Source organism: Noviherbaspirillum denitrificans (genome assembly GCF_002211445.1).
GTDB classification, from domain to species: domain Bacteria; phylum Pseudomonadota; class Gammaproteobacteria; order Burkholderiales; family Burkholderiaceae_D; genus Noviherbaspirillum; species Noviherbaspirillum denitrificans.
Genome location: NZ_LSTO01000001.1, coordinates 4365460 through 4378917, shown reverse-complemented (window position 1 = coordinate 4378917; position 13458 = coordinate 4365460). Strand labels below are relative to the sequence as shown.

Below are 13458 nucleotides of genomic sequence, written 5' to 3'. Positions count from 1 at the left end.
GACACCATCCATAGGAGCGCTGTATGAATCTGACCATCAGTGGACATCACCTCGAATTGACACCGGCCATCCGCGACTACGTGGAGAACAAGCTGGAACGCATCATCCGCCATTTCGATCATGTCATTGATATCGCAGTCATCTTGGGTGTGGAAAAACCTTCGGAAAAGGACAAGAGACAGAGAGCAGAAGTGAATCTGCGACTACGGGGCAACGTCATTCACGTGGAGAGTTTTGCGGAAGACCTGTACGCGGCGATCGACACGCTGATTGACAAACTGGACCGTCAGGTACTCAAGTACAAGACCAAGATCCAGGACCACCAGCACGAAACCTTCAAGCGCATGCCCGACGTGTCGGCCTCTGCGTAAAAACTCTCATCGGCCCGGTGCCGGAATGATCAAGGGCGCATTGGATGCGCCCTTTTTTATTGCCCATCGCCTGCAAGGCGAATGTCGGGCGAGCGACTGCAGCGTTGCGGCAATGCCGATACAATGACCCGCATTCCGCAATCCATCGACAGCCATGACTGAATTCGTCCACACCCGCATCAAGAACAACATCGGCTTCATCACCCTCGACCGCCCGAAGGCACTGAACTCCCTGTCGCTTGACATGGTGCGGGCAATAACCTCGGCACTTCTCGCCTGGCGCGACGACAGCGCCGTGCAGGCGGTAGTGATCCGCAGCAGCAGCGAACGCGCATTCTGCGCCGGCGGGGACATCCGGTTCTTCTACGATGCGGGCCGCGCGACACCGCAGGGCGGCAGCGCACTGCTGGAAGATTTCTTCACTGAAGAGTACGCACTGAACCATCTGATCCACTTCTATCCGAAGCCCTACGTGGCGCTGATGGACGGCATCGTGATGGGCGGCGGCATGGGTGTGGCACAAGGTGGAGAAACCAACCGCATGCGCATCGTTACGGACCGCACGAAAATGGCGATGCCCGAGGTGAACATCGGCCTGTTCCCGGATGTCGGTGGCGGCTATTTCCTGTCGCGCGTCCCGGGCGAGATCGGTACCTACCTTGGCGTCACGGGTGAAGTAATCGGTGCCGCCGATGCGCTGTACGCGGGCCTTGCAGATGTGTTCGTGCCGGCGTCCGAGCTTCCTGGACTGTCTGAACTGCTGGAATCGGCGGACTCGTCCCGCCTGCCGCAAGCCATACGTGAGTTCGCGGCACGCTTCCAGTCGCAAGTCGCTGCAGGCTTACTTGCCGCGGAACGCGCGACCATCGATCGCCATTTCGCGCACGATGATGTCACGTCCATCGTCGCCTCGCTGTCACGGGATGACAGTGCCTTCGCCAGGAAGACGATCGACACCATGAACAAGCGCTCACCGCTGATGATGTGCGTCACCCTGTCGCAACTGCGCAAGGGCAAGACCATGAGCGTGGCGGAATGCCTGCGCATGGAGCGCACGATGGTGCGCCGCAGTTTCGAAAACGGTGAGGTGCTGGAAGGCATCCGGTCGGTTGTCATCGACAAGGATAATGCGCCGAAGTGGTCGCCGGCTCAGCTGGAGGACGTCAGCAAGGAGATGGTCGAAGGCTTCTTTGAACCGGCGTGGCCGGCGCATGCGCATCCGCTGAGGACGCTCGACTAGGCTTCTTCGATCGTGAACAGGCGACGGTGCTCGCGCATCGCATAGCGGTCGGTCATGCCGGCGATATAGTCGGCCACCTTGCGCGCCTGGTGCGCCACCTGATCCGCACTCGCACCATCGCGCAAGCCCGTCTGGTAGTCGGGCGGCAGCAACCGCGGCTCGCCCATGAATGCGTCAAACATTTCTCGGATAATGCGCCGCGCCTTGCTGGTCATGCGGTTGACCTGGTAATGCCGGTACAGGTTATGCCGCAGGAAGACCTTCAATTGCGCGGCGTCGCGGTTCATTTCGTCCGAGAACGCGATCATGGGCTGTGCATCGCGCACGTCTTCTACTGATGCAGGGTGTGCCGCGTCTATGCGTGCCCTTGATGTCGTGATCAGGTCGACGATCAGCGCATTGATCATGCGCCGGATGGTCTCATGTATGGCGCGCCGCCCGGCAATTCCCGGGTATGCCTGTTCCACATCGCGTCGATGGCGCGCATAGAAATCCACTTCATTCAGCTGAGCTGTCGTCAGGAGACCCGAGCGCAGGCCATCGTCGATGTCGTGATTGTTGTACGCGATCTCGTCCGCCAGGTTTGCCAGCTGCGCTTCCAGCGTCGGCTGCTTCCCGTCGATAAAGCGCTGGCCGACATCGCCCAGCGTCTGCGCAACGGCAAGCGAGCAATGCTTCAAGATGCCTTCGCGCGTTTCGAACATGAGGTTCAGGCCATCGAAGGCACCGTAGTGCTCCTCCAGCTTGTCGACCACCCGCAGGCTCTGCAGGTTGTGCTCGAAGCCACCGTATTCCTTCATGCAGGCATTCAATGCGTCCTGGCCGGCGTGACCAAACGGCGTATGGCCGAGGTCGTGCGCGAGTGATATCGCTTCGACCAGGTCTTCATTGAGCCGCAGGTTGCGCGCAATCGAACGCGCGATCTGCGCTACTTCGATACTGTGCGTGAGCCGGGTGCGGAACAGGTCGCCTTCGTGGTTGACGAATACCTGCGTCTTGTACTCGAGCCGGCGGAACGCGGTCGAGTGGATGATGCGGTCACGGTCGCGCTGGAATTCGGTGCGTGAAGCCGGCGCTGGTTCGGCGAAATGCCTTCCCCGCGATACCGCGGAGCGCGCGGCATAAGGTGCGAGGTTGGCTTCAAAATCCATTTACCGGACGCAGGCCTTGAGGGTTTCTAACAGGACATCCTGCGGCACCGGCATGATGACGGAAGTGCCGAGGGGCTTGAGGAGGATGAACTTGATCTGTCCGCCCTCGTTCTTCTTATCGACCTGCATCAGCTCCAGCCAGCGCTCGACGCCAAGGTCGGGAGCATCGGCAGGCAGGTTTGCCGCCTTCACCAGCGCATTCAGGCGCGCAGCCGTGGCTGCGTCGATGAAACCGAGACGATGCGACAGGTCGGCAGCCATGACCATGCCGCACCCGACTGCCTCGCCGTGCAGCCAATCGCCATAGCCGAGTCCCGCTTCGATCGCGTGGCCGAAGGTGTGCCCGAAATTGAGGATGGCGCGCAGCCCGCCCTCGCGCTCGTCCTGGCGCACGACATCGGCCTTGATCTCACATGAACGCTGGATCGCATAGGAGAGCGCGCCAGGGTCGCGCCCGACAAGCTTGCCGATATTCGATTCAATCCAGTCGAAGAAGGCGGGATCGATGATGGCGCCGTGCTTGATGACTTCGGCCAGTCCTGCGGACAACTCGCGGTCGGGAAGCGTATCCAGCGTGGAGGTATCGGCGATTACGGCTTGCGGCTGGTAAAACGCGCCGATCATGTTCTTGCCAAGCGGATGGTTGATGCCGGTCTTGCCGCCGACGGATGAGTCAACCTGCGCCAGCAACGTGGTCGGCACCTGCACGAACGGCACGCCGCGCATGTAGGTCGCCGCCGCAAATCCCGTCATGTCGCCGATGACGCCGCCGCCCAACGCGACCAGCGTCGTCTTGCGGTCGCATTTCTCTTCCAGCAGTACGTCGAACACGCGCATCAGGCTGGCCCAGTTCTTTTCCTCTTCGCCATCCGGCAGAACGACGGTTGTGACCTGCTTGCCCGCTCCCTTGAGGAGTTCGACCAGGCGATCCAGGTACAGCGGCCCGACGGTGGTATTCGTAACAACGGCAACCCGCTTGCCGGCGATGTGGCGCGTCACGAGCGCGGCATCCGACAACAGCGATTGTCCAATGGAAATGGGGTAGCTGCGATCACCCAGGTCTACGTTCAAGGTGATCGGCGATGTTTGCTGCGCGTTCATAGAGTTCAGGAAATCTGGTTCGGCGTTTCGTCACCCGACGAAGCCTTATTGGCCATTTCGAGCTGCGAAATGATGGTTTGCACCAGAGATTGTACGTTAGGACGGCCGGTTTCGATGACAAAGTCGGCAACTTCCAGGTAAAGCGGTTCGCGTTCCCGGGAAAGCTGCTCGAGCCGCGCACGGGGATCGGCGGTCTGCAGCAGGGGCCTGTTCTTGTCGTGGCTGGTGCGCTGGAGAATGCTGTTGATGCTGGCACGCAGGTAGATCACGGTGCCGCGTGCTTTGAGGCACTCGCGGTTTTCCTGTCGAAGGACCGCGCCACCACCGGTCGCCAGGATGATATCCGATTGGGAAGTCAGGTCGCGGATCACCTCCGCCTCGCGCTGGCGAAATCCTGCTTCGCCCTCGATTTCAAAGATCAAAGGAATCGAGGCGCCTGTGCGCGCCTCGATCTCATGGTCCGAATCGATGAACCGTTTGTTGAGTTTCTTGGCCAGGGCGCGGCCGACTGTCGTCTTGCCGGCGCCCATGAGGCCAACCAGGAATATATTGGATGTCAATTTGGTATGTTGCAGGGATTTACCCCATACGGGCTCGGATTACCTGGCGGCTCAGTCGCCTGATCTGCAAAATCCGCCGCCAACACTGGCAGAGTATACGTGGAAGTCGTATAGGTTGCCTCAGTACCTTGCACACTTGCCGTAACCGTCATTCGTACATCGGTCCAGTTGCCGCGGTCGCGCGGATACAGGATGGAGACGATCGCCGTTCCACTTGCATCTGTCTTGCCGCTGGAGGTGACTGTCATCGGAATGCGCGGCTCCAGTGCACCACTGTTGTTAAAGTCCTCTCCCGCGTCAAGAATACCGTTGTTATTAATGTCCTCGTTCGCGCAAACGTAATGCGGTAACGCGCGAATCCATCCGGTTTCAGGTGTTGCTGGATCGGAGTCAAACGTGTACCGACCTTTACGATAGTTGATAGCCCTTACCGAAGCCGTGACGGTCACTTCAGGCACTGCATTGCCTGAGGCGTCAGTCACAAATACCGAGTAATCCTGACGGTACGTCGAAGTCGTCGGCGTCTCAAGCTTGTTACCGGTACCTGCCGTAACGAACAGCGATTTGCGGGAAACTGTCAATGTCGCCGTGGCAGTCTTGCTCGTGCCCTGGATGCGTGCTTGGATCTGAACCCCGTTAGCAGGCGTAGTCGCCGGGCCTGCAGAGAAAATGACCTTCGCAGTGCCGTCATCTTCAGTCGTTACTACAGCCGGGTTGGAAAGGGCGCCACCGCTCTGGTCGGTGAGGATCGAGAATTCGACAATCGCGCCTTTCACCAGGTTGTTGTTGGCAGTACCGTCACGCACGATCACAGTCAGCACACTGGTATTGCTCTGGCCCGTGCCGCTTGGGCTCACGACCGAAGGTTCCGGCTGCACACTGATGGTGGCCGATGGCGTCAAGGGAGCAACGAACTTGATGTTGGTCTGTGCCGTGGGACCGTTCGCGACAGTTCCAGTAATGGTTGCCGTGCCGGCTGTGTCGGACTTGATGTACGTGGTTTGCGCCTGGCCCGAGGTGACCGGGATGGCGCTGCTACCCAGCGGGGCCGTGCAGGCGGCGTCGGTATAGATCACCCCGCGCGACGCGCTCATGTTCAGCGCCCCGTCCTGACCAACGCCGGAGTTTTCGAGACGCGCATTGAGGGCGTTACAAGTGCCCACATTGGCTTGCGACGCGGACGGTGTGATGACGAGGCTTAGCGTGTTGACGTTGAATTCGTAAGAGAACGTATTCCCCTGCGAAGATGCCACCAGCGTATCCTTGCCTGCCTGGACGCCTGTGACCGTCACAACAACCTGGCCCTGTGTATTGGTAATGGCTGCACTCGTCGTGCCACCTGCGGCGGTCTTGAGGGCCACACTGTTGCCCTTGGTCGACGAGATGGCGACCGGCACTCCCGAAATGGCTTTCCCGGCCTGGTCGCGCACCGTAATAGCGAAATCGCCGGTGCCGCCCGAAGTCACTGTAGACGGGCCGGTAATGGAGACTGCCGTGCCGACAACGCTGACGGTACCGGTCGTCGTGACGCTGCCCGCCTTGGCGGTAACCGTGATAGTGCGGTTGGTGCGGTCGCCGGAGGTGCTGAGCAGGGCAGTCGCCTTGCCGTTTGCGTCGGTCGTGGCCGAAACTGCGGTCAGCGCACCTGAACTTGCAGTAAAGGTGACGGGCGCCGACGCAATCGCATTGTTATTCGCGTTCTTTACCAGCGCGGTTACCGTTACTTCCGTGCCGGTCGTTCCCGAGGACGGCAGTTCCGAGCTGCTGAACAGCAAGGATACGGAGGCTGGCGTCGATGAACTGCCGCTTGTTCCCGAGGTGGTGCCGGCCGAACCGCCGCCACCACCGCAGGAGACGAGGGCCAAGGCCATCATCCCGCCTGCAGCAAAACGTACAAACTTTTGGACCGAGGTCCTGAAATCCCCTGGAGTCATAAGCCCTACCCTTAACATTATTCGAATTCTTGCTGTTTACCTGACTAGCGTGTTACCACGCGGTCGGCAACGATTTTAGGTGTAATGAAAATCAAAAGCTCCGTCTTGTCGTTGGTTCTTCCTTGCGTTTTGAACAAATGACCGAGGACGGGAATATCGCCGAACACAGGTACCTTTGACACTTGCTCACGCTCGATCTGCTGGAAGATGCCGCCAAGGACCACCGTTCCGCCATTTTCCACCAGTACCTGCGTCTTCACGTGCTTGGTATCGATGGCAAAGCCAGCACGCGTTTCGACACCCACACTATCCTTGTTCACATCCACATCCAGGATGACATTGCCGTCCGGCGTGATCTGCGGCGTCACTTCCAGCTTGAGGTTCGCCTTGCGGAACATGATGGATGTTGCGCCGCTCGACGTGGCAACCTGGTATGGCAGTTCGGTACCCTGCTCGATCACCGCCTTGAGCTGGTCAGCCGTCACGACCCGCGGGCTGGAGATGATCTTACCCTTGCCGTCTGCTTCCAGCGCAGAGAGTTCAAGATTCAGGAAGCGGTTGGCGGCTGCGGAGAACAGGCTGACCGCCAATGTCCCAGGTGCGACACCGTTAATGCCCGCTGCCGGCAGGTTGATAAACTGGCTGTTGGTATACGCATTGTCATCCACCTCGGCCTGGCCCGTTTGCTGGCCAACACCGGTCAGATTGCCGGTAACGGCCACGCGCGAATTGCTCGAGCGCGAAACCTGCCAGCCAGTATCCCCGCCCCGCAATGTCCTCATGTCGGTGAAGCCAAGCTTGGCGCCAAGGTTCTTGCTGAACTTGTCATCGGCTTCGACGATCCGCGCTTCGATCAGCACCTGCTTTGACGCGATGTCCGTTTTCTGCACGAGCTTGCGGATTTCCTCCAGCTTCGACGCAATATCGGTTACAAACAACTGATTGGTCCGCGGATCGATCACGGCACTGCCACGCTTGGAGAGAATGCTTTTCTTGGCGTCTGTCCCGTCAATGCCGAGGACCTGCTTGAAGGATTCCGCCTTCTGGTAGTTCAACTGGAAGGTCTCTGTCTTGAGCGGCTCCAGCTCGGCAATCTGCGCCTTCTGCTCCAGCTCCAGCTTTTCCTTTGTAAGCAGTTCGTCCTTGGGCGCAATCCACAGCACCGAGCCGTTCTTGCGCATGTCCAGCCCCTTGGCCTGCATCACGATGTCAAGCGCCTGGTCCCAAGGTACGTCCTTCAAGCGCAAGGTCACGTTGCCGGTGACGGTGTCACTGGTGATGATGTTCAGGCCGGTGAAATCGGCGATGACCTGCAGCACGGCGCGCACTTCCACATTCTGGAAGTTGAGCGACAGGCGCTCGCCGCGATAGCCCTGGGTACCTTGCACCAGCTTGTTTGGATCTTCCTTGATCGGCTTGACCTCGACCACCAGCTGGGTATCGCTCTGGTAGGCGCTGTGCTCCCACAGTCCCTTGGGTTCGATCACCATGCGGACGTTTTCGCCCTGCGGCGAGGTGGTAATGGTCTGCACAGGGGTTGCGAAGTCGGTGACGTCGAGGCGGCGGCGCAGGACTTCCGGCAGTGACGTTTTCAGAAAGTCGACAACAATCGTTTGCCCCTGCTGCCGCACGTCGACCGCCACCTGGTTGCTCGGCAGGTCAACTACGACGCGGCCCTCGCCGGACACACCGCGGCGGAAGTCGATGTCGCGCAATACCTGCTTCGCTGCAGCTGCCGGCGCGGTCGATACCGGAACGCCGGAAGCATTGACTGCAGTAGCAATACCGCCGGAACCGTCAATGGTCACGACCACGGTATCGCCTTCGACTACTGTGGCGTAGTTGAGCGGACGAAGCAGGTTGAATACCAGGCGGGAACGGTCACCGGCCTGTACGACGTTGACGCTGCGCACGTCGCCCAGCCCGATGTCCTGGGATATTTTCCCGGTTCCGTTTGCGGTTCCCGAGAAGTCGAGCGCGATGCGTGCCGGATTGGTGATGGAAAAGCCGATGGGCGCTTTGCCCAATGCCTTCCTCAGCTTCACTTTCACGATGACATTGGCGCCCTGCTGGTTGGCGCCGATCGACTCGATCGCGTTTTCCTGTGCGTAGGCAACGCAGGACGCAAGCAACAGGCCTGCGACTGCGAATTGACGAAATACACTGCGTACGCCGACGCCGAAGCCTCGTAGGTAAGTATGTGCGGCCATCATTTTTTATTCTCCTGCAACTCTAACTTGGCTTTGCGTTCGGTCCATTCACCAGATGGATCCCGCACGATTTCCTTGATCTCGACTTCCGTGTCGGTGATCCGGGTGATCATGCCGAAATTCTGGCCGATGTAATTGCCGACCTTTGCCTGGAAAACCACCTTGTCCACTTGCAGTAGCGCATAGCTCAATCCAGGTTTTTCCAGTGTGCCGACCATCTTGATGGCATCCAGCGGGTAGCTTTCCAACGGCTCCTTGCGGCGGTCCATGTCGGGCTTGATGCCGCCGGTCGATTTGGCATTTATCTTGGCCAGTGCGACGGAAAGCTTCGTCGAATTGAAGGGGTCGAATTCGTTCTTTCCCGAATAGGTGAAAGGCTCGAACTTCTTCGGCTCCGACAGTTTCTGGACAGAGACCGGCGTTTGCGCACGTACTTCCGTCATCCAGTCCCTCACCTCCTGTACTCCGCCGTCGCCGCAACCGGCGAGCACGGACAAGGCGGCGAACGATACGCCCAACTTCAAGGTGCGCGGAATTTTCATTTCTTCGCCCCCTTCGCTTTCTTCGCCTTTTCTTCCGCGGCCTTGCGCTGCGCCGCAACCTCATCCTTGTCAAGATAGCGGAAGGTCTTGGCCACCGCTTCGAGCGTTAGGGTGCCGTCCTTGCCGGTAATGAGGTTGAGGTTATTCAGGGTCACGATACGCGGCAGGTTCGCGATGTCGCTGGTGAACGCGCCGATATCGTGATAGCTGCCCGTGACCTTGATGTCGATGGGCAGCTCGGCATAGTAATCCTTGACCACCACCTGGCCCGGCTTGAACAGCTCGAACTGGAGACCACGTCCAAGACCGGCCTGGTTGATATCCGACAGCAGCGCATCCATCTCGGCCTTGCTGGGCAACTGCTTCTCGAGCGTGGACACGTATTCGTTGACCTGGTCACGCTGCTTGCGCAGGCTGTCGAGGTTGATTGCCTGCTTGACCTTGGTCTTGTATTCCTCCCGCAGCTTGACTTCTTCCTGCTCGCCGAGCTCGAGCTCTTCCTGCTGGCTGCTGAGATAGAGGAACCAGGCAAGAGCGATCACGCCGAGCAGCGTTCCGAACGCGCATAGCACGCGCGGGATGATCGGCCACTGCCCTGGGTCCCGGCCGTTCAGGCCCTGGAACTGGCTCGCTATTGTGTCCCCGATTTTCTTGAGGTCTGCCATAGTGCGTCTTTCCTGTCAGGGCTGCTTCTTCGGGGGTGTCGATGCAGCCTGTTCCTTCTCGCGCGGACGCTTGATGCCGACATTGACGGTGAAGTCGAATACCTTTTTCGCATCCCTTCCCTGTCCAAGGTTGGTCAGGCGGATTTCGATCAGGTCGGGGCGTTCGAGCCAGGGAGAATTGTTGCTGAGGTTGCGCAGCAGCTCGGAGACCCGCTCGTTCGACTGCGCATAACCGGTCAGCGCAACACGCTGGTTGTCTTGCTTGAAGGTGCGCAGGTAGATGCCTTCCGGTACTTGCTTGACAAGCTCATCCATCAGGTAAACCGGCTGGTTGCGGTCGCTCTGCAGGTCTTCGACCGCCTGCTGGCGCGCCTGCAGCGCTTCGATTTCCTGCTTGAGGGTGGCGATTTCCTTGATCTGCGTATCGAGCTTGGCGTTCTCTGCCTTGATAAAGCTGTTTCGCTGGTTCTGGTTGGCGATCTTGGCGCCGATAAACGCCGCATAGGCAATCGCAATCGCCAGCCCCATCAGCGCAGCAAGCACGAGCAGGCGCAGGAAGGCGATTTTCCGCTGCTTGCGTTTTTCCTCGCGGTGGGGAAGAAGATTAATCCGGATCATTCTTCAAACCTCCGCATGGCCAGCCCGCACGCAACCAGGTAAGACGGCGCCTCGGCGCGCAGCTGTTTTTCGCGGATCGTCGAAGCGATCTGCATTCCCTTGAAGGGACTGACGACAGAAGTCGAGATCTTGGCACGTTCCGCGACGATTTCGACCAGCCCCGGAATGACCGCGCAGCCGCCGGCCAGGAATATCTGGTCGATGTGGGTATAGGGTGTGGACGTGAAAAAGAATTGGATGGCGCGCGTGACTTCGAGGGCGGCATTTTCCAGGAAGGGCTCGACCAGTTCGCGGTCATAGCCGTCCGGCAGGTCGCCGGAGCGCTTTTTCGATTCCGCATCCTCGAACGACAGGCCGTAAGCACGCACGACGTCCTGCGTGAGCTGGTTGCCGCCAAAGGGTTGCTCGCGTTCGTAAATCGTCTGGCCATCCTGCAGCACGGAGACGTGGGTAACCTGGGCGCCGATCTGGAACAGGGCGACAATCTGGCCCTGGCCACCTTTAGGGAGCTGGGCCGTGATACGGTCAATCGCCGTGCGCGCGGCATAGGATTCGATATCCATGACCATCGGCTTGAGACCGCAGGACTCGGCCACGGCAACACGGTCTTCCACCTTTTCCTTGCGCGTGGCGGCGATCAGCACTTCGACGTCGTCGGGTGAATTCTGCGCCGGGCCGATGACGCAAAAATCAAGGCTGACTTCTTCGAGCGCAAACGGAATGTACTGGTTCGCTTCACTTTCCACCTGCACCTCGAGCTGCTCCTCCGAGAGGCCTGCAGGAAGAATGATTTTCTTGGTAATGACCGATGCCGGCGGCATGCCGAGTGCCACATGCTTGGCCTTGGTGCCGCTTTTTTTCCAGACGCGGCGAACCGCTTCCGTCACCTGTTCAATGTTTTCAATATTGCCGTCCACGACGGCGCCGCGCGGCAGAGGCTCGTTCGCGATACGTTCCAGCCGGTATTCGTTCTTGCCCGTGTCTGACAGTTCGACGAGTTTGACGCCCGAGGTACTGATGTCCAGGCCGATCAACGGTGGATTCTTCTTGCCGACTAACGATCCGAGATCAATGGCCAAGGGTTTTACTCCCCGAAAATGTGGCGTATTGCGTGAACGCACCACTTATTTATAGGTCGAAGTAGCAGGATTTGTGGTGCTTCGACAAAAAATTCGTTTAAAAACCTATATTTAGGTGATATATATCCAACGTTACATTAAATCCTAGCAATAAGCTTCGAAGGGTGTAAAGTGATTTCCGTACAGGAATTTGTAACCAGTTGCCAAAAGCCCACGCGCCGTGGGGACAAATGTTGAGATTCTACTAATATCCCTTAATGTTGCCCACCGTTATAATTCTTCCGTTCCCTTATCTCCTTCTTGTCCCCCCGCATGTCCAGCAATAAACCTGAAGCCGACGCTCCCAAACAGGCGTCGACGCCCCGTTTTTCCCTGCTCACGCGCATCATCCTCGGCCTGTTCGGGACGGTGGTCGGGCTGGCAGTCATCGGCCTCCTGATCGTCTGCTTCGCGTTGGCCATGGCCTATCCGAACCTGCCGGGGCTGGACACGCTGACCGATTACCGGCCGAAGATCCCGCTGCGCATCTATTCCGCCGATAACGTACTGATCGGCGAATTCGGTGAGGAGCGCCGCAATCTTGTACGCATCAAGGACGTGCCGGACATCATGAAGAAAGCCGTGCTGGCGATCGAGGATGACCGCTTCTACGACCACAGCGGCGTGGACTACATTGGTATCCTGCGCGCCGGCGTCCACAACCTGACGAACAGCTCGAAACAGGGCGCATCGACCATCACGCAGCAGGTGGCGCGCAATTTCTTCCTGTCGAGCGAGCAGACGCTCAAGCGCAAGATCTATGAGGTCCTGCTGGCCTGGAAGATCGAGCAGAACCTGAGCAAGGACCAGATCCTCGAGGTGTACATGAACCAGATCTACCTGGGTCAGCGCGCCTACGGATTCTCGTCCGCGGCACAGATTTATTTCGGCAAGAAGCTGTCGGATATCACCGTGGCTGAAGCGGCAATGCTCGCCGGCCTGCCGAAAGCGCCGTCCGCCTACAATCCTGTCGCCAATCCCAAGCGCGCCCGTGCGCGCCAGCAGTACATCCTGCAGCGCATGCTCCAGCTCGGTTACATCACGGATGCGCAGTACGAGACGGCAAAGGACCAGGTGCTCAAGATCAAGACCAACAGCAGCGAGTTCGGCGTGCACGCCGAATACGTGGCAGAAATGACACGCCAGCTGGTGTACGACCAGTTCAAGGATGAAACGTACACGCGTGGCCTGAATGTCTATACAACGATCACAAAGGCTGACCAGGATGCCGCCTACCTGGCGCTGCGCCGCGGTGTGATGGATTATGAAAAGCGCCACGGCTACCGCGGTCCGGAAGCCTTCATGGAGATTCCGGCGGCAAAGGAAGCGGCGGACCACGCAATCGAAGTCGAACTGGCGGAACACCCGGACAGCGACGATATCGTTGCCGCCGTCGTGCTGGATGCCTCGCCCAAGAGCGTGAAGGCCGTACTCTCGTCCGGCGAAGAGATCAACATCACCGGCCCTGGCCTGAGCTTCGCCACCAACCTGCTCAGCGACAAGGCACCGCCGGCCAAGAAGGTGCGGCGCGGCGCGGTCATTCGCGTCACGCAGGAGAACAACGCGTGGACGATCACCCAGATGCCCGAGGTGGAATCTGCCTTTATCGCGGCCAACACGGAGGATGGATCGATCCGCGCGCTGATCGGGGGCTTCGACTTCAACCGCAACAAGTTCAACCACGTGACGCAGGCATGGCGCCAGCCGGGTTCGTCGTTCAAGCCGTTCATCTATTCGGCCTCACTGGAGAAGGGCATGTCGCCCTCCACCATCATCGCCGACTCGCCGATCTCCTTCGATGCCGGCCAGACCGGCGGGCAGGCATGGGAACCGAAGAACTACGACGGCAAGTACGAAGGCCCGATGCCGATGCGCAAAGGCCTGGCGAAGTCGAAGAACATGATTTCGATCCGCATCCTGCACAAGATCGGCGCCAAGTATGGCCAGG

10 protein-coding genes and 1 pseudogene are annotated in these 13458 nt (G+C 59.1%); 3 read left to right on the top strand and 8 right to left on the bottom strand.

The genetic code is table 11. The annotated features are described in order from the left end of the window. Window positions 1-23: 23 nt before the first annotated feature. Together hpf and AYR66_RS21230 are read left to right on the top strand one after the other, a co-directional pair. On the top strand, window positions 24-371 hold the full coding sequence (gene hpf / locus AYR66_RS21235) for a ribosome hibernation-promoting factor, HPF/YfiA family (RefSeq protein WP_088709161.1): 348 nt from the start codon (window positions 24-26) through the stop codon (window positions 369-371). Between the two features lie 154 nt (window positions 372-525). Further along, window positions 526-1611: an enoyl-CoA hydratase/isomerase family protein gene (locus tag AYR66_RS21230; protein WP_088709160.1), complete on the top strand. Its 1086-nt coding sequence runs from the start codon at window positions 526-528 to the stop codon at window positions 1609-1611. Here the strand turns inward: AYR66_RS21230 and AYR66_RS21225 are convergent. From AYR66_RS21225 to AYR66_RS21190, 8 genes and pseudogenes are all read right to left on the bottom strand, one after another. Then, window positions 1608-2762, bottom strand: a complete 1155-nt coding sequence (locus AYR66_RS21225) for a deoxyguanosinetriphosphate triphosphohydrolase (protein WP_088709159.1) — start codon at window positions 2760-2762, stop codon at window positions 1608-1610. The two genes, AYR66_RS21230 and AYR66_RS21225, sit on opposite strands and share 4 nt — an antisense overlap. Next, window positions 2763-4423, bottom strand: a pseudogene (gene aroKB / locus AYR66_RS21220) (bifunctional shikimate kinase/3-dehydroquinate synthase AroKB). It lies immediately after the preceding gene. Further along, window positions 4420-6297, bottom strand: a complete 1878-nt coding sequence (locus tag AYR66_RS21215) for an Ig-like domain-containing protein (RefSeq protein WP_088709158.1) — start codon at window positions 6295-6297, stop codon at window positions 4420-4422. The pseudogene aroKB and the gene AYR66_RS21215 overlap by 4 nt, the downstream one beginning before the upstream one ends. Window positions 6298-6401: 104 nt before the next feature. Further along, window positions 6402-8570, bottom strand: a complete 2169-nt coding sequence (locus tag AYR66_RS21210; RefSeq protein WP_234814966.1) for a type IV pilus secretin PilQ — start codon at window positions 8568-8570, stop codon at window positions 6402-6404. After that, window positions 8567-9109 carry a pilus assembly protein PilP gene (locus AYR66_RS21205; protein ID WP_088709157.1) on the bottom strand — a complete coding sequence of 181 codons (543 nt, stop codon included), beginning with the start codon at window positions 9107-9109 and terminating at the stop codon, window positions 8567-8569. Before AYR66_RS21205 ends, AYR66_RS21210 begins: the two co-directional genes overlap by 4 nt. Continuing rightward, window positions 9106-9774 carry a type IV pilus inner membrane component PilO gene (locus AYR66_RS21200; protein WP_088709156.1) on the bottom strand — a complete coding sequence of 223 codons (669 nt, stop codon included), beginning with the start codon at window positions 9772-9774 and terminating at the stop codon, window positions 9106-9108. Before AYR66_RS21200 ends, AYR66_RS21205 begins: the two co-directional genes overlap by 4 nt. Before the next feature lie 15 nt (window positions 9775-9789). Next, window positions 9790-10392 (bottom strand): PilN domain-containing protein, encoded by a 603-nt coding sequence (locus AYR66_RS21195; RefSeq protein ID WP_088709155.1) that lies wholly within the window; start codon window positions 10390-10392, stop codon window positions 9790-9792. After that, complete coding sequence (locus AYR66_RS21190) at window positions 10389-11471, bottom strand: pilus assembly protein PilM (RefSeq protein ID WP_088709154.1); 1083 nt, start codon at window positions 11469-11471, stop codon at window positions 10389-10391. Before AYR66_RS21190 ends, AYR66_RS21195 begins: the two co-directional genes overlap by 4 nt. Window positions 11472-11783: 312 nt before the next feature. Between AYR66_RS21190 and AYR66_RS21185 the strand changes: the two genes are divergently transcribed. Continuing rightward, window positions 11784-13458, top strand: a 1675-nt coding sequence (locus AYR66_RS21185) for a penicillin-binding protein 1A (protein WP_088709976.1), incomplete at its 3' end; no start/stop codon positions are given.

What these genes read in the sequence shown, in the direction of transcription:
- AYR66_RS21225 (WP_088709159.1), bottom strand. Translation starts at nt 2,762, where the DNA reads ATGGATTTTGAAGCCAACCTCGCACCTTATGCCGCGCGCTCCGCGGTA.
- AYR66_RS21200 (WP_088709156.1), bottom strand. Translation starts at nt 9,774, where the DNA reads ATGGCAGACCTCAAGAAAATCGGGGACACAATAGCGAGCCAGTTCCAG.
- hpf (WP_088709161.1), top strand. Translation starts at nt 24, where the DNA reads ATGAATCTGACCATCAGTGGACATCACCTCGAATTGACACCGGCCATC.
- AYR66_RS21210 (WP_234814966.1), bottom strand. Translation starts at nt 8,570, where the DNA reads ATGATGGCCGCACATACTTACCTACGAGGCTTCGGCGTCGGCGTACGC.
- AYR66_RS21230 (WP_088709160.1), top strand. Translation starts at nt 526, where the DNA reads ATGACTGAATTCGTCCACACCCGCATCAAGAACAACATCGGCTTCATC.
- AYR66_RS21205 (WP_088709157.1), bottom strand. Translation starts at nt 9,109, where the DNA reads ATGAAAATTCCGCGCACCTTGAAGTTGGGCGTATCGTTCGCCGCCTTG.
- AYR66_RS21215 (WP_088709158.1), bottom strand. Translation starts at nt 6,297, where the DNA reads ATGATGGCCTTGGCCCTCGTCTCCTGCGGTGGTGGCGGCGGTTCGGCC.
- AYR66_RS21195 (WP_088709155.1), bottom strand. Translation starts at nt 10,392, where the DNA reads ATGATCCGGATTAATCTTCTTCCCCACCGCGAGGAAAAACGCAAGCAG.